27 protein-coding genes and 1 CRISPR repeat array are annotated in these 23,670 nt (G+C 63.8%); of the genes, 15 read left to right on the top strand and 12 right to left on the bottom strand.

Annotation, left to right across the window (positions count from 1 at the left end; genetic code table 11):
- The 11 genes from WC683_06235 (at position 1) to WC683_06185 (ending at position 9,874) form a co-directional block, all read left to right on the top strand.
- Positions 1–333 (top strand): hypothetical protein, encoded by a 333-nt coding sequence (locus tag WC683_06235; protein ID MFA4972192.1) that lies wholly within the window; start codon positions 1–3, stop codon positions 331–333.
- The gene (locus WC683_06230) at positions 330–1,253 is read left to right on the top strand and encodes a hypothetical protein (protein ID MFA4972191.1); all 924 of its coding nucleotides are present in this window, start codon (positions 330–332) and stop codon (positions 1,251–1,253) included. Before WC683_06235 ends, WC683_06230 begins: the two co-directional genes overlap by 4 nt.
- Positions 1,254–1,493: 240 nt before the next feature.
- On the top strand, positions 1,494–2,126 hold the full coding sequence (locus WC683_06225; GenBank protein ID MFA4972190.1) for a Gp138 family membrane-puncturing spike protein: 633 nt from the start codon (positions 1,494–1,496) through the stop codon (positions 2,124–2,126).
- Positions 2,123–2,491 (top strand): hypothetical protein, encoded by a 369-nt coding sequence (locus WC683_06220; GenBank protein MFA4972189.1) that lies wholly within the window; start codon positions 2,123–2,125, stop codon positions 2,489–2,491. The genes WC683_06225 and WC683_06220 overlap by 4 nt, the downstream gene beginning before the upstream one ends.
- Before the next feature lie 140 nt (positions 2,492–2,631).
- Positions 2,632–3,660, top strand: coding sequence for a baseplate J/gp47 family protein (locus WC683_06215; protein ID MFA4972188.1), 1,029 nt, complete (start codon positions 2,632–2,634; stop codon positions 3,658–3,660).
- The gene (locus tag WC683_06210; protein MFA4972187.1) at positions 3,653–4,060 is read left to right on the top strand and encodes a hypothetical protein; all 408 of its coding nucleotides are present in this window, start codon (positions 3,653–3,655) and stop codon (positions 4,058–4,060) included. The genes WC683_06215 and WC683_06210 overlap by 8 nt, the downstream gene beginning before the upstream one ends.
- Positions 4,057–4,632 carry a hypothetical protein gene (locus tag WC683_06205; protein ID MFA4972186.1) on the top strand — a complete coding sequence of 192 codons (576 nt, stop codon included), beginning with the start codon at positions 4,057–4,059 and terminating at the stop codon, positions 4,630–4,632. The genes WC683_06210 and WC683_06205 overlap by 4 nt, the downstream gene beginning before the upstream one ends.
- A complete protein-coding gene (locus tag WC683_06200; protein ID MFA4972185.1) occupies positions 4,629–5,870 on the top strand; it encodes a hypothetical protein in 1,242 nt (413 codons plus the stop codon). Before WC683_06205 ends, WC683_06200 begins: the two co-directional genes overlap by 4 nt.
- A 54-nt stretch (positions 5,871–5,924) precedes the next feature.
- Positions 5,925–8,369, top strand: coding sequence for a DUF5906 domain-containing protein (locus WC683_06195; protein ID MFA4972184.1), 2,445 nt, complete (start codon positions 5,925–5,927; stop codon positions 8,367–8,369).
- Between the two features lie 3 nt (positions 8,370–8,372).
- Positions 8,373–8,699: a hypothetical protein gene (locus WC683_06190; GenBank protein MFA4972183.1), complete on the top strand. Its 327-nt coding sequence runs from the start codon at positions 8,373–8,375 to the stop codon at positions 8,697–8,699.
- The gene (locus WC683_06185) at positions 8,696–9,874 is read left to right on the top strand and encodes a PD-(D/E)XK nuclease family protein (GenBank protein MFA4972182.1); all 1,179 of its coding nucleotides are present in this window, start codon (positions 8,696–8,698) and stop codon (positions 9,872–9,874) included. Before WC683_06190 ends, WC683_06185 begins: the two co-directional genes overlap by 4 nt.
- Here WC683_06185 and WC683_06180 read toward each other — a convergent pair.
- Positions 9,827–10,135 carry a hypothetical protein gene (locus WC683_06180; GenBank protein MFA4972181.1) on the bottom strand — a complete coding sequence of 103 codons (309 nt, stop codon included), beginning with the start codon at positions 10,133–10,135 and terminating at the stop codon, positions 9,827–9,829. The genes WC683_06185 and WC683_06180 overlap by 48 nt on opposite strands.
- A 45-nt stretch (positions 10,136–10,180) precedes the next feature.
- On the opposite strand from WC683_06180, the gene WC683_06175 reads away from it, so the two are divergent.
- Together WC683_06175 and WC683_06170 are read left to right on the top strand one after the other, a co-directional pair.
- A complete protein-coding gene (locus WC683_06175; protein ID MFA4972180.1) occupies positions 10,181–11,587 on the top strand; it encodes a hypothetical protein in 1,407 nt (468 codons plus the stop codon).
- Positions 11,584–12,321, top strand: a complete 738-nt coding sequence (locus WC683_06170) for a hypothetical protein (GenBank protein MFA4972179.1) — start codon at positions 11,584–11,586, stop codon at positions 12,319–12,321. Before WC683_06175 ends, WC683_06170 begins: the two co-directional genes overlap by 4 nt.
- Before the next feature lie 6 nt (positions 12,322–12,327).
- On the opposite strand, the gene WC683_06165 is transcribed toward WC683_06170, so the two are convergent.
- Positions 12,328–12,546 (bottom strand): hypothetical protein, encoded by a 219-nt coding sequence (locus tag WC683_06165; GenBank protein ID MFA4972178.1) that lies wholly within the window; start codon positions 12,544–12,546, stop codon positions 12,328–12,330.
- Here WC683_06165 and WC683_06160 point away from each other — a divergent pair, their 5' ends adjacent.
- Together WC683_06160 and WC683_06155 are read left to right on the top strand one after the other, a co-directional pair.
- The gene (locus tag WC683_06160) at positions 12,547–14,337 is read left to right on the top strand and encodes a DNA polymerase (protein ID MFA4972177.1); all 1,791 of its coding nucleotides are present in this window, start codon (positions 12,547–12,549) and stop codon (positions 14,335–14,337) included.
- Positions 14,325–14,834: a hypothetical protein gene (locus WC683_06155; protein MFA4972176.1), complete on the top strand. Its 510-nt coding sequence runs from the start codon at positions 14,325–14,327 to the stop codon at positions 14,832–14,834. The genes WC683_06160 and WC683_06155 overlap by 13 nt, the downstream gene beginning before the upstream one ends.
- A gap of 3 nt (positions 14,835–14,837) precedes the next feature.
- Positions 14,838–15,835: direct repeats of the CRISPR family, unit length 36 nt; unit sequence GTCCCGGAGAATGCCGGGCCATGTTGGTGCTGCTAC.
- Positions 15,836–17,171: 1,336 nt separating this feature from the next.
- Here WC683_06155 and WC683_06150 read toward each other — a convergent pair.
- The 10 genes from WC683_06150 to WC683_06105 all read right to left on the bottom strand — a co-directional run.
- Complete coding sequence (locus WC683_06150; protein ID MFA4972175.1) at positions 17,172–17,597, bottom strand: hypothetical protein; 426 nt, start codon at positions 17,595–17,597, stop codon at positions 17,172–17,174.
- Positions 17,594–17,953, bottom strand: a complete 360-nt coding sequence (locus tag WC683_06145; protein MFA4972174.1) for a hypothetical protein — start codon at positions 17,951–17,953, stop codon at positions 17,594–17,596. The genes WC683_06150 and WC683_06145 overlap by 4 nt, the downstream gene beginning before the upstream one ends.
- A gap of 133 nt (positions 17,954–18,086) precedes the next feature.
- Positions 18,087–18,299 (bottom strand): hypothetical protein, encoded by a 213-nt coding sequence (locus tag WC683_06140; protein ID MFA4972173.1) that lies wholly within the window; start codon positions 18,297–18,299, stop codon positions 18,087–18,089.
- Positions 18,296–19,339 carry a hypothetical protein gene (locus tag WC683_06135; GenBank protein MFA4972172.1) on the bottom strand — a complete coding sequence of 348 codons (1,044 nt, stop codon included), beginning with the start codon at positions 19,337–19,339 and terminating at the stop codon, positions 18,296–18,298. Before WC683_06135 ends, WC683_06140 begins: the two co-directional genes overlap by 4 nt.
- Before the next feature lie 320 nt (positions 19,340–19,659).
- Complete coding sequence (locus WC683_06130; protein MFA4972171.1) at positions 19,660–20,325, bottom strand: hypothetical protein; 666 nt, start codon at positions 20,323–20,325, stop codon at positions 19,660–19,662.
- 284 nt (positions 20,326–20,609) lie between these two features.
- Positions 20,610–20,807 (bottom strand): hypothetical protein, encoded by a 198-nt coding sequence (locus tag WC683_06125; GenBank protein ID MFA4972170.1) that lies wholly within the window; start codon positions 20,805–20,807, stop codon positions 20,610–20,612.
- Positions 20,808–21,813: 1,006 nt separating this feature from the next.
- On the bottom strand, positions 21,814–22,371 hold the full coding sequence (locus tag WC683_06120) for a hypothetical protein (GenBank protein MFA4972169.1): 558 nt from the start codon (positions 22,369–22,371) through the stop codon (positions 21,814–21,816).
- Between the two features lies 1 nt (position 22,372).
- Complete coding sequence (locus tag WC683_06115; protein ID MFA4972168.1) at positions 22,373–22,618, bottom strand: hypothetical protein; 246 nt, start codon at positions 22,616–22,618, stop codon at positions 22,373–22,375.
- Positions 22,615–23,073 (bottom strand): hypothetical protein, encoded by a 459-nt coding sequence (locus tag WC683_06110; protein MFA4972167.1) that lies wholly within the window; start codon positions 23,071–23,073, stop codon positions 22,615–22,617. The genes WC683_06115 and WC683_06110 overlap by 4 nt, the downstream gene beginning before the upstream one ends.
- A 162-nt stretch (positions 23,074–23,235) precedes the next feature.
- Positions 23,236–23,670, bottom strand: a 435-nt coding sequence (locus WC683_06105) for a hypothetical protein (protein ID MFA4972166.1), incomplete at its 5' end; no start/stop codon positions are given.

Here is a 23,670-nt window from a genome sequence, read left to right as displayed (position 1 = left end):
ATGGCGCTAACACAAATCTACACGGATTACTCGGGCGAGCTGCGAGAATACGAGCAGGTTGTGCGTCTCGATGGCAGCGATTTCATCCTGAAATTGTCCTGGAATTCGCGAGCCGGGCATTGGATGCTCTCGCTCAGCACGCCGGCGGGTGCGTCGATTGTCGCCGGGCGAACCGTGGCCAACGGCGTCAATCTCCTGCGAGGGGCCGTGCATGCGGAGCGCCCGTCGGGTGTCCTGTTTGCCGCCCAGATGGACAACTCGGATGCGGATGCCGGGTTGCTTGATCTGGGGTCGCGAGTCGCACTGTACTACCAGGAGGCCGAGACCTCATGATCGGCGCCAACCAGTGGCTGCGTAGATTCACCCTTGAGGTCGGCGAGGGGCTGCTCGCCGCGGTAACCGGCGTGGCAATCCAGAGCAACGATGCAGGCCACCTGCGGGTGTCGTTCGTCGTGGAACGTGACGAGCGACCGTGGCCGAATCAGACGCAGATCAAGATCTGGAACCTGAACCCAGATCACCGCAAGAACCTCGAGGGGAAGCGCGGAATTCCCGTGCGCCTGTCCGCCGGGTACAAGGACAATCAAGGCACCGTCTTCGACGGCTTTCTTCGAGATGCGGTCTCGACGCACGACGGCGAAGACTGGGTCACCACGATCACAGGTGGCGATGGAGAATGCAACAGCAAAGGGGAGCCCCTTGCATCCGGCAGCATCAGCAAAACGTGGAAGAAGGGCACGCCACTCGCCACCATTGCCCTGGCGTTCGCCAAGGAGATGAAGGTGGACCTTGGCGCGAGCACTGCTGCGGCGGGGGCTGCGAAGCTCCTCACAGGAGCCGCCGTCATGCACGCATACACTGTGGATGGGCCCATCGTGGACGAGTTCATCTATTTCATGCGCAGTGTCGGGCTGAAGTGGAGCATCCAAAACGGGGCCTTGCAGATCCGAGTGGCGGACGCGCCCGCAGGCATTGCTCCACTGATCAGCCCGTTCACCGGGCTGCTGGGCAGCACGTCCGCCAGTACCCGTAAGGTGCAGCGGACGAATCAGCTCACGCAGAAGGTCGAGCTGCAGGAGATCGCAGTGCTCGAAGGGCGCTGTTTGCTGTTGCCGAATCTGCTGCCCGGGCAACAGCTGCTTGTGCAGAGCACGGCCACTGGCGTGCCCAAGCCGTACCTGTGCACTCGTGTCCGCCAAGTCGGCGACACGCACGGGCAGGAGTGGTACACGGAATTCGAAGGAAATAACTGATGGCCGCTCACCCTCACAAATTTGTCAAGCTGCGCAGTGTTTCATGGCTAGTGTGCTGCAGATGTGGCTTGGTCGCGTTGCGAAACGCTGCTACGCTGCTCGCTATGCGAGCACCCTGCAAATGGTGGGAGGAGGAGTGATGGCCGGATTGCGCTTTGGTACATTGACCTTGTGCGGGCTGATTGACCTGCTGGTGATCATGGGGATCCTGGCGCTGTTGCAGGCCCTGGGGATCTGCTGATGGATCCCACATGGCCAGAAATCATCAAGGGGGCGATCGAGCGGTCGTTGGATGGCTTGCACACGAGCGTGCCTGCGCTCGTGCTGAGCTACCTCCCCGCAACCCAGCAGTGCGTGTGCCAGCCAGTGGTGGCCGGCATGCCGCAGCTCGAAGACGTGCCCGTGCTCTGGCCACGGGGCGGGCTGGGCTTCTTCCACTCGCCTGTTTTGCCTGGGGACGCGGTACTTTTGGTCTTCGCCGAGCGTGACCCGGGTCCCTGGCGACTAACTGGCACAGTGCAGCCCCCCGCGCTGCTGCGGCGACACGGGCTCTATGCATTCGCGTTGCCCGGCTGTGCGCCGGATACGCGCCCCCTGACGAGCGTGGCGACGCACACAGGTCCGGCGATGGGCGTGGACGCCGGCCCCATCGTGCACGTGGGACCCACTGGCGTGGATCTAGGGGCCTTCCCTGCCACGCAAGCCGTGGCCCTGGCTGCCCTGGTGGACACAGCTCTCGGCGCCATCGTGACATGGCTCACGACGCACACGCACTCGGGGGTCACGACGGGACCCGGAGCGAGCGGGCCCCCCGCCGTTCCGCCAACGCCCCCTGGTACCGTGGCCTCCACTGTGGTACGGTGCTCGGCGTGACCTACCAGCAGGGCTTCCAGGTACCCGGAGACCTACAGCTGTCAGATGACGGAAAGTACTTGGTTTTTTGGCAGGGCACGGAGGAGATAGCGGCCCGCATTGAAACCCGGCTGCAGACCCCGGTCGGCACGGACAGGTACAACTCCGCAGCAGGGCTGCGGTACCTTGACATGTTCGAAAAGCCTGCTACGGCAGGCGAAGCCTTGTTGCGAGCCGAAATCTGGCGGGCCCTGGGCACTCTGTCTGGCGTGCGGCAGGTGCGCAGTGTGACCGTGACCACTGATCGACAGACCCGTGTGACTAGTGCGCATTTCGCTGTGGACACAGACTCCGGGCCCAGCGTGAGGATCGTGGTACTCAAATGACCGACTATGGGCTGACTAACACGGGCTTCGTGCGCAAGACGTTCGAGACGATCCTGCAAGAGATCGAGGACTTTCAGCGTCAGAAAATCAGCGCGAAACTGGTCTTCGACGACACGCCACTCGGCAACTGCAATCGTGTGGTGGCCGAGCACTGCGACGAGCTGTGGGAGGGCCTTGAGACTGCAGTGGGCGCGTTGGACCCCGACAATGCAGTAGAGCACCTGCTGGTCGGGTTGAGCAAGTTGACGGGCGTCTACCGGCGCCCGGCTGCCGTTGGCTGGACCACGTGCGACCTGACATTCGATGCGGCCACGACCATTGCAGCGGGCGCGCTAGTACTCGCCGTCACTGGCGAGCCGTCAAACACGTGGGCGAATGCCGAGGAGATTGTGGCCGCCGGAGCGGGCACTGTAGAAGACGTGCGCTTCGAGAGCACGGTCGCTGCTGCCACCGCTGTGGCGCCAGCTGGTTCGCTGGACATTGCCAGCCCCCTTGCCGGGCTCGTGTCCGTCAATCAGCCCAACGACGCCACGCCGGGCACTGACGCCGAATCGCTCACAGCCCTGCGGCTGCGTCGCGAAGACTCTCTAGCTGCTACTGGGTCTGCTACCGCTGCTGCGATTGCAGCGGCGGTGAGTGCCCTAGATGGCGTGATCGACGCCAGGGCCTACGAAAACACATCCGACGTGCCGGCGGATGGCATCCTGCCGCACAGGACTCGCGTAGTGGTGTGGGACGGGGATCCGGGCCAGGCTGACGATGACCTGATTGCACAGACCGTTTTTGAAGCAGCAGCGGCAGGTGTGCAATTGCAAAACGGCTCTGACTATCTAGGCACTGCGAGCAGCGGCACAGCCACGGACGAGTGGGGCGGGACACACACGATCGTGTTCGATCGCCCCTACGTGCAGACCCCCACGCTGGCCGTGACGATGACCGGCACGCTGCCAGCCGCCGACGTCAAGGCAGCACTAGTGGCCGCGCACGAGCAGCTGCTGGGGGTCAGCATTTTCAAATCCAGGCTGATTGCCGCGCTCATGAGTCAAGCTGGTGTGACTGACGTCGTAGGCATGGATCTGTCGGACACAGACGCCTACGGCAATCATCTCGTGCCAGCCGGGCGCGTAGCAGTGCTCGAAACGGCGAACATTACGGTGACCTATGTCTGACATTGATCCGAATCTGTGGGTGTCCCTGGCCCGTCAATATCTCGGCGGGGTCAACATGCCGGTCGAGGGGCAAGAGGGCTACATGCCCGTTGCCCGCTCCCAACAGCTGTCCTGGGAGCGTGCGATTTGGTCCGCCACGGGGTATGTTGTAATTTCGTCGCCGGTACTGCCAACGGCGTCTAGACGACATGTCACCGTGTCGCTGGAGGGTGCTCGCGATTACCACGCTGTGGTGGCCAATTTCGGCGATGACCACGCAGATGATTGGATGTGGATGGTGCAAGGAGCGGCCACCGACTCGATCCACCTGATCGTCACCAATTTGACGAGGGTCAGTGGTGTTTTCAACGATCAGCTGCGCTTTTTGCTCATTGACACGCGCATCGGGGCGGCCCTGTGACAGGAACCCTCCTCCCGATCGAAACGCATGAGCCTGCAGGCGTGCTACAACTGCGCCCGCCGTTCTGGGGCCTTCCCCGCGTGGCTGCCCTGCTCGTGTCGTGGCTCGAGCAAGCGCAGGCCTTCGAGGACGCCTTGTGGACGTTTCTCGACGGGATCGACGTAGACACGTGCGAGCGATATGCCCTCGAGCGGCTCTCCGTGATCGTGGGCGAGCCCGCACGACCCACTGACACGGAGACGCTGCGCGTCCTTGTCAGGGGGCGCATTGCGGCGAATCGATCCACAGGACGCCCGAGTGACCTGACCAATCTCGTGTCCGCACTGTGCGGCAGCACGGACTGCACCCTGCTGCTTTTCGGCAATGCGATCAAAGTGATCACGCCCCCACTGGCTGCCCCAGATGCAGCTGTGCAGTTGCTCGACGATGCGGCAGCAAGCGGTGTGGCTGTAGCGTGGACCGTGGTGGACACGACCAGTGGCACGCCGTTCTCGCTGCCCGACGCAGACAACCCAACCCCCAACAACGCTGCCTGTATGGGCAGCGGCATCATGCCAACGGTGTACAGATGACCTTGCCAGCGTCCGACATTCCCGATCGAATGCCCCAGTGGGGCAGCGATGGCACCTACTACAGCACCATGTCCGACGACGAAGTCGCTACGGGCTTCGTGCCTGACACGGCTTCTGTGTCCGCCCAAGAAATGAATTGGGCGCTGCGGCAGCTCTCGCGAGGGCTGCGTTGGACGCGAGACTTGCCGCTGCAGGTCGGCTTCGGCAGCACGGGGTGGGCCGACACGGACGATCCACCGGAGCAGCACAGAATCACATGCTGTCAGGACGGCATTGTCTGGGCCAGCGGCGCCGCCCCTACGATCACCTTGCCCGGGCCACCCGGGCGTGATCGAACGCTGACAACCACGGAAACAGCTGTAGCAGGCAGTCTGGACGATTGCTTTTTTGCCACGGCCAACGCGGCCACATTCCGCGTTTACACACCGAACAAGGAAAATGGCTATGCAGATTGGGCGGCAGGCGCTGCTGCCGGATCTGTGACCTCAGGCTCTGCCATCAGCGTGCCTACGTGCGTTGCGTCATGCCGTGCTAGCGGATCGACACGGCAGGTGTTCTGGTTTTTTGCGGACGGATCGGCGCAGAAGCTTGTTCGTCTGACGTGGGCTGTTAGTACGCAAACGCTGTCAGCAACGACCAGAACATCGCCTGTGTCTTACGCGCCCGGCGTGATGCTGATGCACGAATACGGTGGCGTGCTCGTTGCTATTTACACGAACCCTGGCACCGGCGTCAGCTATTTGCGCAGTAGCGCAGATGCGGGGTCAACATGGTCCACTGAAGTGGATTTGGACGCGCAAGGTGTCCAAGGCATTGCGGCGCTAAGCTACAGCGTTCGCAATGCGGAGTGGATTTTGGTCGATGGTTTTGCGCACATTTGGACGACCACGACGCCCACCGGAACGTGGACCCGGCAGAGCGTGTCAATACCGGGAGACGACACCAACCCTCTATGTTCTGAGCCTGTGGGCTTCGTTTCTGCAGCGATTGTTGAGAGCACTATTGTTGTTGCTGCGAAAATCGGCGCTTCGGGCGAGTGGTACCTGCTGTGGACCAATGATCGGTGGCTGACAGCCAGCAGGATCCCTGGCGTGTGTCGCGTCTATGATGGCGGGCGCAAGCTGATCTACGCAGTGCCTGCGAACATCGATCCCCAAGTAGATGGGGGCCTGCTGTGCCCGTCAATGGGCGACGTGCGGATCAATGATCAGATGCCGCTTGGTTGGACCGGCTACTGATGCTGCACGCTAACCCTTGTCGTCATACTTCGAGCACGCTATGGTTAGGGTCGAGTGGTTGAGGTCGATCTCATGGCTGCCAGGGCCGATACAGCCGCCGAGCTGCCTGTCGTTGTCACCAGCTATCCAAATCTGTACCAGCCGGCGCAGTGGATCGCTACGCGAGAGACATGGGGATCTTTCGTGCAGCGCACGCTGCAGGCCGGGCATCGGCAGGACTTGCGAAAGGAGAGCACCCCCCTGCTGGCACTCTATAGCCTGCGGGAGGGCGGCAAGCGGGCCAATGAGGATGTGCAGCTGGTCTACGGGATCTGCCTCGACTTCGACGGCCAGCCGCTGCCCGTGTGCGCTGCAGCGCTGGCCAAGCTGCAGCAAGCCGGCGTGGCCGTGCTGTGGCACAGCACCTGGTCGCACGGTGGGCAGAAAGACGGCACGGAGTGCTATCAGGGGCGCCGGCTGATTTTTCCCCTGGCGCAGCCACTGGCTCCGGGCAGCTTCGATCAGGTGCTCGATTGGGTGCTAGCCCGCTTCGGCGATGGCGCCGATCGCGCGTCGAAGGGCCTTGCCCGAGCCTTCTTCGCACCGAGCTGCCATCCCCAGCATGCGATAGCTGCGAGACCCGAGCTGCTTTACTTCCCCGGTGGGGGGCTGGACGTGTCCGACATTGGCGAAGCACCTGTGCAGCCCACGCGGCCGCAACTGCGGCTGATCCAGGGCGGCAAGGCTGCGGCCGCGGAGCTGCCGCCGGCAGTGCGTGTGATCGACACGCAGGTCTGGCAGCAACTGATCAGACGGTGGACAGCATCCCGGTCGGCAACGCTGGTGGACGTGGGGAATCGCATGCGTCGCGTGCTTGACGGGCTCTCGTTTGCTGAGCCCGGCGAGCGTGACACGGTCCTGTGGGACATCCTGCGGACCATTGCCAGGTCCTATCCAGACGCCGATACGTCTGCGATTTGTGAGCTGTTCCGGCGGTCGATCGAAGCCATGTCGATCGTCCCCGAAGCCCCCACGATGCATGACGTGCGGGAGAAATTCGAGCGGGCCCGGGCCTACGCACTGGCCTTGTCCGACACAAATCTTCCGGCGGACCGCAGGGCTGCGATTCGGCAGGCGTTCGGATTTGATCGCGAGAGCCCCTACTCCGACGAGGAGATTGAGGAGATTCGAGGCCGGCTGAATGTGTCGCACCAAGAGCTTGAGCGCCTGTGGATCCTGCACAGCGAAGCGGAGTACTACCTGCTCGGGCACCGGGCGCGTTTCCACCACGTGGGGGAGAAGGGCTTCCTGAACTCCGCTCGCGTGGTGCTCAGCCCGGCCCCCGTCACGCTGCACACGCTGGATAAAGACGTCCGCCGCATGCTGCGGCGAGACGAACTGCTCGAGCGTTACAGCACACCCCTGGCAGGCGTGGCGAAGTCGCTGATCGTGCAGCAACCCGTGCTCGATCTGTCGGAGCGGACGCTGCTCCTGCCTGTTTGCCCTATGCGGAGGATCACGCCTGCGTTCAACGCGGACATCGACACCTGGCTGCGATCGCTATGCGGGCCCGAGCAATATCCACGAATGGTGCAGTGGTTGTCCTTGTTTCCGCGGCTTGAGCGGCCCCTGGTGGGGCTCGTGCTGACCGGTGCGAAGTCCACAGGCAAGAGCATGCTGGCTAACGGCCTTGCTCGGCTATGGTCCACCACGGGCCCGAGCAAGCTGACCGAGGCGATGGATCGGTTCAACACGACCCTCGAGCGCTGCCCTTTCTGCCACGGAGACGAGAGCGATCTGCCGAAGGATGCTCGTGGCTTCGAGCGCACGGATGCATTGCGGGAGTTCATTCAGGCCCGAACGCGACTGGTCAATGAAAAGTACCGTGTTCCCGTGCCCCTCGAGGGGAGCACGCGACTGCAAATTTCGGCGAACAACACGAATATTTTCGGCCTGCGAGGGCATCTGACGGACAATGACATTTTCGCGATTGCCGATCGCTTCCTGCACATTCAGGTGGACCCGCTCGCCGCGCTGTTTCTCGCTGAGCGTGGCGGACAAGACTTCGTGACCCCGTGGGTAGAGGGCGACGGGCTAGCGGCGCACGTGCTGTGGCTGAGCAACCAGGCCCCCGCTTGGGAGGGGCGTTTTGGTGTTGCCAGCGATCCAGAGTTGGCCAACACGCTTGCTGTGCGGCAAGCAGAAAGGGCGGCTGTGGCCGAGCTGATCGTCAGGTCGCTGAAGGAGGATCACCTGTCCGAGGGGTTGCGTGTGGTAAACGGGCACGTTTGCTGCACCGTTGAGTGGGTGCTCCGGTCGTGGAACCGGTGTCACCAAGACCAGCGGCGCCCGCCCACGACGGTGCTCGCCGGAGCGCTTCGGGGGCTCGGGCAGCAGATCACCACTGGCGACGGGATTTGGACCGTGGTAGAGACACAGCGGCTGACGGCGTGGGCGTTGGAGGCGGGATTGGTGCCCGTGGCCACCGTCGAACGGTGGATCGCAAAGCATGGTGGGTGAGTTTTGGCGAATACGGTCGCGATAGTCAGCCCTTGCGGGGCCGACAGCTTCTTCGAAATCGAGCGCAATTTGGCCTACGCGCGCGAGTGCCTGCATGACTCGCTCATGCGGGGGGAGGCCCCATTTGCTTCGCACCTGCTCTACACGCAGGTGCTCGATGACCGCGTTGCCGCGCAACGCGAGCAGGGCATGCTCGCCGGCGCGCTATGGGAGATAGAGGCACAGCTGCTGGCCGTCTACACCGACCGGGGCGTGAGCGCCGGCATGCGGTGTTCGATCGCTCGAGCGCAGCAGCTGGGAATACCGGTCGAAGAGCGCACGTTGCAATGACCTACTACGTCAGCCCTAGTCGGCTCAAGCAATACCAGGATTGCCCACGGGCCTGGGCTTTTCGCGCCATCGGGGGGCTGCCAGACGTGCGCACTGCGGCACTGGACTACGGGGTCCGGGCGCACGCACTCGCCGAGGCTCGCCTCCGTGGCGAGCCCATCGATCTGACCACGCCAGAAGGGCGTGACGTAATTGAAGGGGCTCCCTACCTCCCGCAGCCCTGCACGCCCATGCTGATTGAGCCGCCCATGACTTTCGAATTTGGCGGCGTGTGGTGGACCGGGCGACTCGATTTAGTGGCGCCCGGTTGGAAAATAGACCATAAATTCGTTTCGTCAGATCGGTACATTTTCACGTCAGAAACCTTGGTTTTAGACCCGGCTGCGCTGCTCTACACCCTGGCCGAGCCTCGTTTCGATCCCACCAGTCTGCTGTGGCTCTATTATATCAAGGGTAAAAAGCGCTGCATTCCCGTGCGTGCTAGCCTAACTATCGCCGAGGCCGAATCCCGGGTGAGAGAGCAGCTAGTGCCGATCGGCCGAGAAATGACGGCGCTGAAAATAGCTTGCCGCAATGCTCCGGATCCGTTACGACTTGTGCAATTAATTCCGCCAAATCCGGCGAATTGTTTTCGATACAACCGAATGTGCCCCTACGCGGGGCACTGTGATCAAAAGGAAATGAAAATGGCAAATGGTGCAGGTCCTTCAAACAGCGCAATCCTCGAGGAGATCCAGCGACAGCTGCAGCTGCAGCTCCAACAACAAGGGCAGCCTGCTGTGGCGCCCCAGCCACCCGCCCCCCCTCCGGTGCAGCTGCCCCCGGCGCCGGCGCAGCCCCCCGTTGGGGTGCCCTGCCCCCCGCAGTTCCCGCCGGCGCAGTGGGCGCAGCTCAGTCCCGAGCAGCAGCAGGCCGCTTTGGCCTACCTGAACCAAGCAGCCAATGCGGCTGCACCAGCGATCAATCCCCCTCCGCCTGCTGCGGCTTCCCTCGCGACTCCTCCAACTGCGGCGGCTCCTGAAGCAAAACGACGTGGCCGCCCCACGAAAGAGGAGACGGCCGCAAAGAGGGCAGCGGCTGCGGCCACAGTGCCTGCTGTGGCAGCCGGCGCCATCGACCTGGACGCGCTAGCCGATGCGATCATTGATCGGCTCGTTGCTCGCATCTCCGGATAGATGTCCCGCATCCGCAATCTCCCCCGACGGGTGCCGCTCGCAGATGCCGACGAGCTGATCCGTCCGATGACCGAGTTGCTCCGCACGCCCCATGGCACGCAGATCTTGCGCCCCATGCAGGCGTGCGGACTTGCGGAACTCGTCAAAGTCAGGGGCCTGTTTTGCGGCGCCCGTGTCGGTGCGGGCAAGACGCTCATGACGGGGCTTGCTCCGCTCGTGCTCGGAGCCACGCGACCGTTGCTGCTCGTGCCGGCCAAGCACATGAAGCGCGGTAAGCAAAACGCACCGAGCAAAATCGAGCGGGAAATGGATCAGTACCGACTGCACTGGCAGATCCCTCGGCACACGAGAATTGAAAGCTACCAGCGGCTTGGCCTGCGGCAGAACAGCTACTTGCTGTGGGATTACAAGCCAAATCTGCTCATGTGCGATGAAGCTCAGTGGCTCCGGCATGTGCGGTCCGCTGGCTGCGCCCGGCGCGTTGCTAGGTACCTGCACGATGCGCCAGACTGCGTGGTGCTCGTGCTGTCAGGGTCGCTGCGGCGGACGTCTCTGCTGGACTACGTGCACATGCTCGACTGGACGCTGCGGGACGGCTCCCCCGCCCCCCGTGATCCAGAGCATCAGCAGACCTGGGCCCTGCTGCTGGACGACCCCTCTTACGGGGCGCCCAAGCGTGATAGCTGGGCGCCGGATCCCAGCTACGAAGTCCTGCAGCAGCACCTGGGCCCGTCCGCTGTGGACCGGCCTAGCGCGCAAGCCGCATGGGGGGAGCGGCTGACGCAGACACCAGGCGTGCTGATCTCACAAGACTCATTTGACCTGCCCCTGTCGATCCAGCCTATCCAAATCCCCACGCCCCCCAGCATGACCGAGCACTGGGAGCGCCTGCGGCAGCTGTGGATCACGCCAGACGATTGGCTGCTGCCGGACAAGTCAATCGGCGTCTATAGCACTGCATTGCAGCTTGCACTCGGCTTTTTTTACTACCACGATCCACGGCCACCCACGGATTGGATGCAGGCCCGAACGCAGTGGTGCAGGTTCTGCCGGCGCATTTTGACCGATCTGGACACCTACGATACCGAGGCGCAGATCAGAGATGCTTGCATCGAGGGTGCGCTGCCAAAGCAAGCCTGGGATGAGTGGGCTGCGATCAAAGATCAATACGTCCCCCACGCCATTCCCTCGTGGCTCAGCACGCACGCACTGCAGCGCGCAGCCGATTGGGGTCGAGCAGGTGGCGGGGGGCTGATCATGTGCAGCCACCGGGCATTTGGAGAAGCTCTCTCGCAGCTCACCAAATGGCCCTATTACGGGGAATTTGGGCTGAATGCGTCGGGGGAGTCGATCGACCGCAGCCGGGCTCCCGTTGCGATCGCCTCCGCCAAGGCGTGTGGCGACGGCTTCAATCTGCAGCACCAGTGGTCTCGCATGCTGGTTACGACGCCCTGGAAGGCCTCGGAGGACTGGGAGCAGCGCATTGGCCGCATTCACCGCGAGGGGCAACAGGCCGAGCAGGTGTCAGTCAGCTACTTCGTGGGCTGCCTCGAGAATGTTGTGGCGATCAACTCGGCCCTGGGCTATGCTCGGGCGACAGAGCTCTCCAATAGGCAGCCACAGAAGCTGTTACAAGCAGAAATGACGGTGCCGGATCTCGGAGAGGGTCCGGCCTACGATAGAACGAAGAGCAGGAAAGAAGAAGCAACATGAGCAACCAATTTGATATCAGCAAACTTCCCCCCGAGCAGCAGGCCATGTTCCTGGCAGCAATGCAGGGCGCGGCCGCAGCAGCCCCAGCAGCAGCGCAGCCCATGCCCCCCGCTGTGCCAGCCACGCCACCCGCAGCCCCCGCGTGGACGCCCCCCGCTGTGCCAGCCACGCCACCCGCAGCCCCCGCGTGGACGCCCCCCGCTGTGCCAGCCACACCCCCCGCAGCCCCCGCGTGGGGCCTGCCTGCCGGCGCAGCCGGCCCGCCTTCACTGGATTCGAGGGAAGTGCTCGACTATGGCATGGGCCCTAGCTTCGTGCCTCGGGAGATCGAATTCCGGGCCGTGTTCGAGCTGAATCAGCTGCAGCTGCGAAATGGCGCGAAGGGGAGCGCATTCCAAGCGCTGGTCACAGTGATCGAGAGCAACAACCCTGCACTGCAGCCCGGCGTGCAGCGCGCGTTTCATTTCAAATTCTGGCCTGGTGCGCCCCCCGCTTCGCCGGAAGGCCAGAAAACGCTGGTTTTCATGGGGCAATTGGGCGAACTTGTTTGCTCGGTCTACGGACGTGACCCGTCCGACAAGAGCCCGTTCAGTCGCGATCAGGCCAAAGCAGCTCTGATCGCAGAGAGCGAGACCAAGCCGAATTTGGGGTACCGATTCATCTGCGATCAGACGATCAGGCAGACCCCGAAGGGACCACGCACCAATCCGCGGTTCACCCCCGTGCCTCGCTAGCCACCGCTAAGCCCCATGCTGCTCGCTCTCGACACGGAGACGGTCCGCTTTGGACCGGCCATGATGGCCCCACCGCCAGTTTGCGCAACCTGGCACACCGAGAGCGAGCAGCACCCCCTCATTGCTGCGCTGCCCGACTCGCGCATTGAGCAGATGCTGTCCGAGCACACCGTCGTGGGCCACCACGTGGCCTATGACATGGCCTGCCTGCTCGCCTGGGGCCATGTGCAGCCGCAAACCCTGCGGCGCGCCTACGCCGAAGGCAGGGTGCTAGACACGGACGTCTTGCGGCGCCTAGCCGAAATCCAGGGTGCCAAGCGCGCACACATTCGATCGCTAGCTGATCTGCACCGGTATTATGGGCTGGGCGAGCTAGCCAAAGACGATGCAGTGCGGCTCACCTACGGGCAATATCTCGGCAGCCCGGTCACGTCCTACACCCCCGAGCACGTGGTCTACGCCCTGTCTGACGCCACTGCCACGCTGCGGCTGTGGCAGCGCATGCGCGAGCGGCATCCGGACGTCAAGCTGCCTGATGTTGCTTTCTGCACACGGAAAATGTTCTGCCTGCACCTGCAGCACTGCTGGGGGATCGAAACCGATCCAGATCGCGTGACGGATTTGGCCCGGCTCGCCAATGAGCACATTGCTGATCTGCGAGGGCAGGTGCAGCAGTACGGCTTCGTCCGTGATGACGGCTCGAAATGCATGGCGAGGATCAAAGCGGCTGTGCTGTGCGCCTATCGGTGTACGCCAGACTTGCATGTGGAGTTTTACAAGAAGTGGCCCGACCGCGAAAAGCACGTGAGCCTGCGTGGTTGGTGGGAGCCTGACGGACGCTACGTGTCTAGCGCCGGGGATGCTTGGACGGATCCTTTTGGCGATCCGTCACCTGCCGCCGATCAAGAATCGGTCTGTCCAGTCACGGCCAAGGGTGGCGTGGCTACGGCCGCATGGGTGCTCCGAGAGTCTGGTGACCCGCTGCTCCGTACGTTCGCTGAATACGGCGAGTGGAGCGCAGTGATCAACAAGGACATGGGCTTCCTGTCGCAGCCGATCCTCCACACGTCATGGGCCCTGGCGGACACACTGCGGGTCATCTCGAGCAAGCCCAATCTGCTCAATCTGCGGCGCAAGGCCGGCGTTCGTGAATGCTTCCGGGCTCGCCCTGGCATGTGCATCGTGTCGATCGACTGGAAGCAGGGCGAAGTCGTCACTCTTGCCGAGCACCTGGTCTCCCGGTACGGTGAGTGGGGCCTGGCACAGCGCGTACAGGCCGGCGTAGATGACCACGTGCTAACTGCGAGCACAGCCCTCGGGCTGTCCTATGATGCTTTCGCAGCCCTGGTCAAGGCAGGGGACAAGGACGCAAAGGACATGCGCCAATGCGCCAAAATCGAGGATTTTGGCAAGCCGGGTGGCATGGGTCCCGAGACCATGATGCGCCAAGCCCGGGCCATCTACGGGATCTCGAAGCCCCTCGAGTTTTGGCGCCGGCTAGACGAAGCCTGGAAGCAGTCGCACCCCGATGTGATGGCCCACCTGCGAGGGATCAACCAGCTGCAAGAGCCCGACGGCAAGACCTATGCGGACTGGATCCCAGGCACGTCCGTGTTTCGCCGGGGCATGACCTACTGCAGCGCGGCGAACAACCCGTTCCAGTCGCTGCTCGCCGTGATTGCAGGCCACGTCATGTGGTTGATCGTGCAGGAGCAGTATTTCGAGCCCGGATCTCCACTGTTCGGCACACGGGTGCTGCTGCATCCCCATGACGAATTCCTTGTGGAATGCCGACCAGAGCAGGCCCACGATGTGGCCGCTCGGCTCGAGCAACTCATGACTGAGGGGCTCGGCTACTACCTGCCCCACGTGCCGATCGGCGCCGACGCCTGCGCCATGGTCCTGTGGAGCAAGGATGCCCGCGCCGTCTACAAGGACGGCCGCCTGTGGCCGTGCTGCCCTGCCTGCAACGGCAAGGGCTGTGACACATGCAAGGGGACAGGATGCGCATCCTAGCGATCGATCCAGGCAGGCACCCCGGGTACGTGCTGCTCGACGATGCTGCACTCGTGCCACGACGCTTCCTTCGGCGCGATGCGCCCCCCACGCCTGCTCTCGTCGGAGCGTGGTGGGCATTGCCTGCCGGATTGCGCGTAGACGCGGTGGTCACGGAGGATCAGTGGCTGACAGGACCGCAGCGCAAGCACGCGGTCCTGACGCTGGCGAAAATCTGCGGATGGCAGCTGCACGAAGCAGTGGCTGCCACTGGTGGCACTCCCTATGTGCTGCCCGTGGACGCCTGGCGCTACGCATTCCGCGCGGGTAGTGTCCGCAAGGAAGTCCTGCAGGCCCGAGCTGAGCAGTCGCTGCTGGCAATTGAGGCAGCCACATTACCTGTGTGCCACAGCGCAAAGCGCCGGGGGGATCTGCTGGACGCGTTCCTGATCGGGGCCGCGTGGCACGTACTGCGCCCCGAGCCGTGGGGACTGTGGGGGGCTTCAGGGCTCCCTTGATCGGTCCCGGAGAATGCCGGGCCATGTTGGTGTTACTACGTTGCTGGGTGGCGCGTCCGGGCCGTCCCGGAGAATGCCGGGCCATGTTGGTGTTGCTACCATACCGACGAGGCCGAGGCCGTCAATGTTCGAGCGATGTCCCGGAGAATGCCGGGCCATGTTGGTGCTGCTACCTTTCGGGCCGCGATTGAACCTCGTGACCCTAGGACGGGGTCCCGGAGAATGCCGGGCCATGTTGGTGCTGCTACCGCGAGCAGGATCAGCCGTAGGAATGGCTTCTTCTTATCCCGGAGAATGCCGGGCCATGTTGGTGTTGCTACGTTGCTGGGTGGCGCGTCCGGGCCGTCCCGGAGAATGCCGGGCCATGTTGGTGTTGCTACCGGGGGCTTCGGGCCCCCTTTGATCGGTCCCGGAGAATGCCGGGCCATGGTGGTGCTGCTACGGGTTCGGGCCGGGCTCCCGTCCCGGAGAATGCCGGGCCATGTTGGTGCTGCTACTCGAGTCGGCGGGGAAGAGACTCGCTACTCTCGTAGTCCCGGAGAATGCCGGGCCGTGTTGGTGCTGCTACGGCCGCAGCCGAAGCCCTGGCAGGGGGAGACCCCGGTCCCGGAGAATGCCGGGCCATGTTGGTGCTGCTACCGCCTTAAGCGAGATAGTCACGTTTTTCGTGGCGCGTCGTCCCGGAGAATGCCGGGCCATGTTGGTGCTGCTACGGGGTGGTGGCGGGCGTGGCCGTGCCTGGCCAGAGGTCCCGGAGAATGCCGGGCCATGTTGGTGCTGCTACAAGGAAATTGAAGCACGTGTGGCTGCAATCGAGGCACGTCCCGGAGAATGCCGGGCCATGTTGGTGCTGCTACCGCCAACATTGGCTTCGTGAGGGTGACTTCCGTCCCGGTCCCGGAGAATGCCGGGCCATGTTGGTGCTGTTACCTACGGTGAGGGCCGTGTGGTGGAAGTGGATCCCTGTCCCGGAGAATGCCGGGCCATGTTGGTGCTGTTACTTGCCTTTCAGAGTAGCTGTGCTTTCGCGCATTTGCAAAGCGCTTTGCGAGCGCCCCCTGGCCAGAATGTTTCTGGCCGCGTTGATGTCCCGGTTTTCGCGGTGTTTGCACGCAGGACACGAGACCTCTCGCGTCTTGTCATGCTTCTTCATTGGGGCCGCGCCGCATCTCGAGCAGATCTGCGACGTCATGCAAGGGTCTACCTCCACTACACGGCCCTCACCGTAGCGCGCTTTGGCCATGGTGACAAGGGTTCGCATGAACGAAACATGCATGCATCCTTTTTGACCGATCCTGGCTTCGATCTCTTCAACGCAGATTTGCTCGCATGAGTCGATCACCGGGAACACTCGTTCCCGGATGATTTGTCGGACGTTTCGCGCTGCCTGCGCGTGCAGCTTGCCGACGGGCTTGCCCGCCGCCTGCCTGGCCGCAATCCGATCAATGTGCGCCTGCTGCGTGCGGGGGTTGGGCACCGAGGCTGCCTCGCCATCTGATCGCACGATCGCAACCAGATCGATCAGACCCACGTCAATGCCGCACGACAGTCCGGGCACTGGCTGCGGCGCCGGTCTAGGCACCACGTGCTGCCGAATGGCTGCGTACCACCCATCGGGCTCGCGCACGAGCGACACACCCATCACCCAGTATTCTCGGTCCTCTAGCTGCGCCTCCGGACCCAGCCTGCAGGCGATCTGTCCGACACCCGGGAAAGAGATCGCTGCATCGAGCCAGTCCTTCCTCTTACCGTTCGGACAGCTCGGGCGTGGCCCGAATTCTCCCCTGCTAAGAGGGTACCCGTTACCGGAGGCTATGGGCACAGGATCTGTTGCTCGCTTGAAAACGGGAGGAGCAAGACCCCGTTTGGTGCCGGCAAGCGCAGCTTCATAAGCTTTGATCAGCTCTCGCAGAGCCGTTACTGGCACCTGTGGGAAATCGTCCAGCAAGCACTCTGCCAGGTGATCTTTTGACGTGTGGAAATGATCGGCCCAGTCTTTCAGGCTTCGGTACCTGCACTCCGGCAGCTTTTTCGTGGCTGCCGCTACTTGTTGCCGCCACGCCCTGCAAGCACGCCGGTAAGCGTCCCGTTCCTTGTGCCGGTCCTGTTCGGGCATGGCGTCGTAGTCCGGTCTCTGTGGGCGTGGCTCGACCAGCCCCTGCCGCAGGGCGTAGGCCGCATTCGCGTCCGACGTCATACGACCACGGGCCACTAACGCATTCCAAAACCTGCGCAGAGCGTCCTCCTGCTCCGCTATCTTCACTTCCTGCTCGGGCGTGGGATACGCCCGGAAACGCAGGCCACGAATCACACGACCCTCGTGGGCCTTCACTTTTCTCATGGCTGCTCCTTGACCTTGACCTGAAAGCTATACCGGATCGTGTGCTGAGTCCCCGGCACCGGATCCTGCAACTTGCCGAGAGCCTTCATGTCCGGGATCATGTACTCCCGGGGAATGAAGTTGGCATCCGTCACCACCAATCGGCGCAGAGCACGCACGCTGCAGCCCGGCGGCAGCTCTGGTGCCGGCACGCGGACGCCCGCCAGCAGCAGTGCCTGCCGCTGCTGCACGGTGCCCTCCCACTCGGCGTGGGCGGCTTCCGCAGCGGCTTCTTCGGCCTCTTCTGCCTGCTTCAGCAGCTGCCGCAGCGGGCCCGAGGCAGCCACCAGCTGCGCCTTGATGGGCGCTTCGATTGCGGACACGTGCGCTTCAAGCTCCTTGCGCAGAGATCGGGCTGCGATCAAGTCCGATAGTGATTTCATCGCAAGTACCTCAAATCCTGACGCAAGCACTGGACAAATGCATCTGCGAAGCTGGCCCTGTACGATGCCAACACGCGCCTGGCTACAGCTATCTTGCCATCCTTGCTTCTCTGCGCAATGAAGTCGTGCATGCTTGCATGCATGAACACAGCACCCGCAGCATTGCACATCTCCTCCGCAAAAGCATACAGCTGCCTGCGCTCAAACTCGTCAGTCGTCTCACTGGCTTCTAACATCAGTGCTTGCGCACTGTCCAAAATGTGACTCATTTTCTTGTCCTCGCGCTTCTCGCGCTTCTCGCGCTTCTCGCCAAAACGTCCGCACAGATCACCTGTGCGCTTCGCAGAGCTGCCCACGCACTCTCTGCCGGGGCCGGTGGTGTGGGTGTGATCTCACGAGCTGCCCGAGCGATCAACTCGGGCAGCGGGTCCAGGTCATCCACAGCTGCATCCACTGGGTCAATGGGATCGATGAACAGGTTGCACAAGTTCATCGGGGTGCCCCCACGCCCCTCGGGCAGAATGGGGCCATGGCAGCGACGCTACCGGGCTGCTCGGCTGCTGCCTTGCGTGCTGCCTCACGGGCAGCATACAGGTCTTCATGCCGCTCAGACCAGATGTACCGGGGAAAGTCCCCCAACCTGGCGCAGGCCCACACACGGACGTCCCCGTCCGTGGTGATCCCGTAGTAGTAGTGTGTCACGGCGCATCCTCCGACGGGGTGAGGACAGGCACAACCTTCCCCTCGCTGTAGCGGTACCACGTGTCGTGCAAGTACGTCTCGCCGTCGATGTACACGACGACCGGCCGTGGCGCGGATCTGCGAAACACAATCATGCCGCCCACGCCGGCGGACGCCGCGCCATCTACTGCGTCGACAATCACGATCGCGTTGCGCCCACCGCGGGCGCGCTTATCGACAGCATCGACGCGGCCGCGTAGCACCGCGACACCGCCGTCACCCACCGCGACATCGGCGCCTGCCACCGCAACACCGAGCATGCAGGCGGACGCTTTCCCTGCGGCAACCGCGACGCCCTGGTATCCGGCCGCGGCTCGTGCGGTGCCGAACGCCACCCCGTAATCGCAGACAGTAGCCTCACCGTGTAGATAGCACGAATGCGCCACAGAATGGTTGCCCGCTACAGCCTCGCCACCCTTGCTACGGGCGACAGAACACGTGCCCGCGACGGCGCGCCCGTCCTCACCTGCCCACGCAACCGAATTGTCCCCCACATCGGCTGTGCCATCACAGCCGACGCGGACAGCACTGTTATGTTGCGCTTTCGCGCGGCTGCCGTTACCGGCTCGGACGGCACTACCTCCGTCAGCTGTGATACGCGAGTCACGGCCTGCGGACACAGCGGATCGTACACTGCATCTGATCTCAGCGCACGAATCCGCAGAAACGGCGGCGCCGTCAGCGTAAGTGTGAACGCAGGAGTGCTCGCCGACACGCACGGCCGCGGCGTGCCCAGTGACATCCGCGTGATGCAGGGCACTGACGGCCTCGCCAGGGGCCGCATCAACGCGCGCGAAGCACGCGCGCGGCCGAGCCTCGCGGCGGAACCACCCCTCTGCGCGGGCGCGCTGAATCAGCGCCCGATGCACCCGGGCCCGCAGGGCATCACGCCCCTCCGCCGCAAACCACTCGGGCAGATCGTCACATCGCTCGTCGATGATGAATGACCACTGGCGAAGCTTGCGCGGTGCCGTCTTGCTCGGCGTGAGCTCGACGCGCATGATGTTCGATCCGCGCGCACCGTCGGCGTACAGTCGATAGTGCGCTATGATATCCTCATGACTGTCCGACCAGGGGTGCCAAAAAACCCGGTCTCGGGTTACAACGAATGATGCAAATTCACACATGATGCATGTCCTTCCTGGCCGTGTTGCGGCCTAAAACCAACCCTCGTAGTGGCGCGTGCGTTGCTCGACACGCGCCCTCAGAGACAGCTTGTGTCGGAGGAAGCACAGCCGTCGCCACTGGGCAAGTGCCTCGTCCAAAGCAGCGAAGTCCGTCAGCGGGATTGCATCCCCAGCGCTCGCAATGCCAAGCAATGTCACGTCAAATACCCTCCCGCGAACCCGCGATCCGGGTCGCCATAGATACCCTCGAGACCGTCGGCCTCCGCCTTTGCCATCCACTCACGGACCAGGTCCGGCGTGGTGGCGCCGCCCAGGACGATCTTTCGCCGGCCATCGCGGTCTGTAACCTCGGCCGCATACGCCACGCCGAGATAGCACGCGACGTCGGGCAGCTCGGGAAGGGGGCGATCGACGTGCACCACGAGGTAGCCGTGCATGCCGGCATCAGCGACGAGCTCCTCGAGCTCCTCGAGCGTCGCCGCGAACCGCCGCTCGTACTCCTCCGGCGAGACCGGATCGACGGGACGTAACGCGGCGTGTCGGACGCGATACTCACGGACCATGTCTCGCGTGACGCCAGGCACACGCCCAGCCCATGCGTGATGCAGACAGTGGTCGCAGGCCGCGGCCAGGACGAGGTCGGTGGGGATGATACGACCGCGAGACGAGGCGACGTAGCCCAGCCTAGCCTCAGTGCGATCGTCGCACTCCCAGTGCGTGACTATCCAGCCACGGTGGTCATCGTGCGAAATGTCTCCTACGCTCCACGCTGGTGCGTCCGCGACGTCTGGCCACTCCGGAGGCAGCTCCCCCTCGCGGACCAGTAGAGAGATTACCTGCCCCAGCGAACTGGCCAACACAGCGTCCTCCGGCCCCGCACCGTACCCAGGGTCTCCAGGACGGTGGTGGTCAATGGCGATGCGACGGCAACCGGAGGGGAGTGCCGGGTCGCACTCGACACAGTAGATGTCACCGCCAAGCAGTGGCTCTGCACTGACACGTGGCGCCTGGTACGCCTGCGCTGGGGTCACGCGCTGCCCCGTCGGGCCTAGCGCGTAGCGTACGTCCTGCCCGCACTCGCGGAGCAGGCTATCGATCGCGGACATCTCGGGGTCGGGCGACCCGAGAACGAACGTCATTCGTGTCATGTGCAATCCTCCTCTTCCGCCCTGGACCGCACTCCTTCCGCGGTCCACGGCTCCTTCCCGATCATGCCGATCGGGCGCCCTTCGACGCGGACGACCCACAGCCGTATCTCGATCTCCTCGACCGTAGCCGCCGGGTCCCATATTTTCGCGAGACGCTCGACCGCGCCCCACCCACCAACGATTGCTGTTCTCATCACTACTCTCTTCCCGCGGCCTCGATGGCCGCATCTGCAATCGCGTCCGCGTCAAACGCGGCGAGTATTTGTGCCAGCGCCGCACACGCCCGTGTCGGGCGTCGCCGCAATCGTGGCACTAGCTTGCGTTGGGCCGGGCCTAAGTCGCCAGACCACATAGCGCGGCTTGCCTCGCTCAGACGCTCGACGGCTAGGGTACGCACGCAACGACGCAGTGGGTCCGCGACCCGATGCACGCGCCATCGGCGCGTTCGTGTCGTAGTCGTGACCCGCGCCGGCGGGGACTCGAGCCCTACACGAGCATCTACCAGGGTATTTGTTCTGCACGGTCTGGGCTCTTGCACCTGCTGTGCCATGCAAAAATGCCGTGTTTTCCGTTGCTGGTGACAATTCTGCGCCCGGGCCGGTTTGGGCGTTGTGCGCCCTGGAAGCCACCTGAAAGCCACCCGCACAGCAGGTTTTCTGCTGGTTGCGCAAAACGTCACCTGCTCGGAGGCGAAGTGACAATTTACGGCACCTGCCGGTGCGTCACGTTCGTGTGATTTCGCGTATTTAGCCATATACCGTGCCTGGCACGGGGTGTGAATGGCAGTCGGGCATGACGACCCCCACCACCCCCACCACCGCACAAATCAAGGCCCTACGATCGGAAGCGCGCTATGCAGGAGACGAGGCACAGGCAGCCCTGTGCCAAAAAGCCCTCGCAGGTGACCCGGCTGCACTGGCTGCATGCGCACGGGCGCTTGCCCTCGCTGCTGTCATGGTGGACGACAGTGATGATGCAGTCCGTTTCGGGGAAACTGTGCGAGGCTACCTCTACTAACACGCCCCTTCAAGTCACCACGCCCCGGCAGGCCACGAGCCCCGGGGCTTTTTTTTTTTTTGCGCCTGCCCCCGCCCCTCAGCAGGTCGGCGTGGCCCCGTGTCCCGGAGAATGCCGGGCCATGCTGGGTGCTGAACATAGCACCCGTTCGGGAGCGCGCCAGTAAATTCTCCGGGACCGGCCTCAGCAGGTCGGCGCGGCCCCGGGTACGGCCTCGGCCGCTGCCGCGTCCACGCACAGGCCAGCTCCCTGTGGGCGGGGCGCCATCAGCCCCTCGGGCAGATGCCCGTCGATCCAGTGGTGTCCTAGCTCGTGCGTGAGCACCACCGACAGCGGGTACCGAGCAGCGTGCGTCGCTGCCAGGGGATAGATCTCGATCAGGTCCCCCTCATAGTGAGCCGCCAGGCAGCCCGGGCAATCCTCGGGCTGCGGCGCATCACACACGATCCACCCCTGTGCGGCTTCGGGCTCCGCCCAGCCGAACTGGTAGGAGCTTCCCGGAGAATGCCGGGCCATGCTGGTGTTACTTGCCTCAGGCTCGTTGCCCTCGGCCGAGCCCAGCGCTTCGTTCCACACATCGAATGCGGCCGTGGCGGCTTCTACCTGCTCGTCGGAGCAGTGGTGCGCGGCAAAAGCCACGACGGGAGTAGGGCCTGGAGCGGCTTGGCCAATGCTCGCCGTGGGGAGCGCTTCTACATTGCCGCACCCCACTGCTAGCAAAAGCAAAAAGAACCTGGGCACGTTAGATCTTAGCGCGCCATTCGGGAGCGCGCCAGTAAATCAGGCCGTAGGCTTCAGCTGCTGCGATGACCTGCGCCGGGCTGCCGGCGCCGTACCGCCGGCACACCCCAGTGGCCGCCGGCAGGAGCTCCAATCCGGTGCAGGGCAGCGTTGCCCGGGCAACCAGGGCCCGGGCAACTGGCAGCCAGAAGTCCGCGTTGGCCTCGGGCGGGGCCGCCTTGCTGCCCTGCAGCTGGCGGACGATCACTTCCGCCCCGCCTGGCGCCCGGGGCGCCATTTTTGCAATGCCAGAGCCACGCCTGTGGCAATGGCGTTGACCGCCATGAGCAGGCCGAGCGCGACCTGGCCCAACCAGGTCACACCCGAGAACACCATCGCGCCCTCCAGCAGGAGGACGAAACCTGCTGCTTTGTAGGCGCTTTCGAAGGCCTTGCTCCCCCAGTGCCACACAGTGGCACAGGAGAATACAAGGCCACCACCTACAAGCGCCCAACGCAGGGGCGCGTAGGTGGACGTGTCATGGTGAGCTTCGACGTAGGACAAGAGGGGCACCAGCCCCCCGAGCACGCAGCCAAGCAGCGTGCCGAGGAGGTTGTCTGCTCTAGTGGCGTACCAGATCTGGTCCACCACTGACATGGTCTTCGCCGTGCGGGCCACGAGGGCCCGCCGGCGTGCTGCCGAACGGGCCTCGTTAGGGGTCATCCGAGCCACGGGGCCCTCCACTTGGGTAGCGGATGCAAGGCCACCAAACTGTAGATCGCCTCTGCGTCGAAGTCCTCATATCCCCCGCAGGGGGGCGGCTGGGTCGTACGCTCGTAAGGAGCGGGCTGGGTCGTGACTGTCGTGTCGGGGCTCATGTGCGCGCTACCTCCACCTTGACGCCGCTACCTCCACCTTGACGCCGTTGGGCAGGGTCACTTCGTACACCGGGCGAGATCGCAGCGTCCTGTGTTCGCAGGGGAACACCTTACCCACATCGGGGTCACCGGGGCTACGGTAAACTACACCGGCCTCAAACGAGCAACGGCCGCGCTTCCGGCTGTAGGTGATCACAATGGTGCCTGGGGGGACCTCACAGTAGGTCGTGCAGCGCCGCTCCGCAGAGCGGCTGCCGCCCTGCGCCGGCAGGCGATCTGCGTCGGGCCACACCGGGGCGGACTGGCCCGGATAGATCACCTTCCTGTAGGCCTCTGGGCCACTGCCCGAGCAGCCGATGTCCCTCCAAGCGGCCCGGATGCGCACTGGGGGCGCGTCCGGATCTGCCGTCAGCAACGCGGCTTTGGCCAGGTCTTCGGGCGT

This window comes from bacterium, from assembly GCA_041648665.1.
GTDB lineage: Bacteria > UBA10199 > UBA10199 > 2-02-FULL-44-16 > JAAZCA01 > JAFGMW01.
Note: the sequence above shows the minus strand (reverse complement) of the source record. Positions and strands in the feature narration are given on the sequence as shown.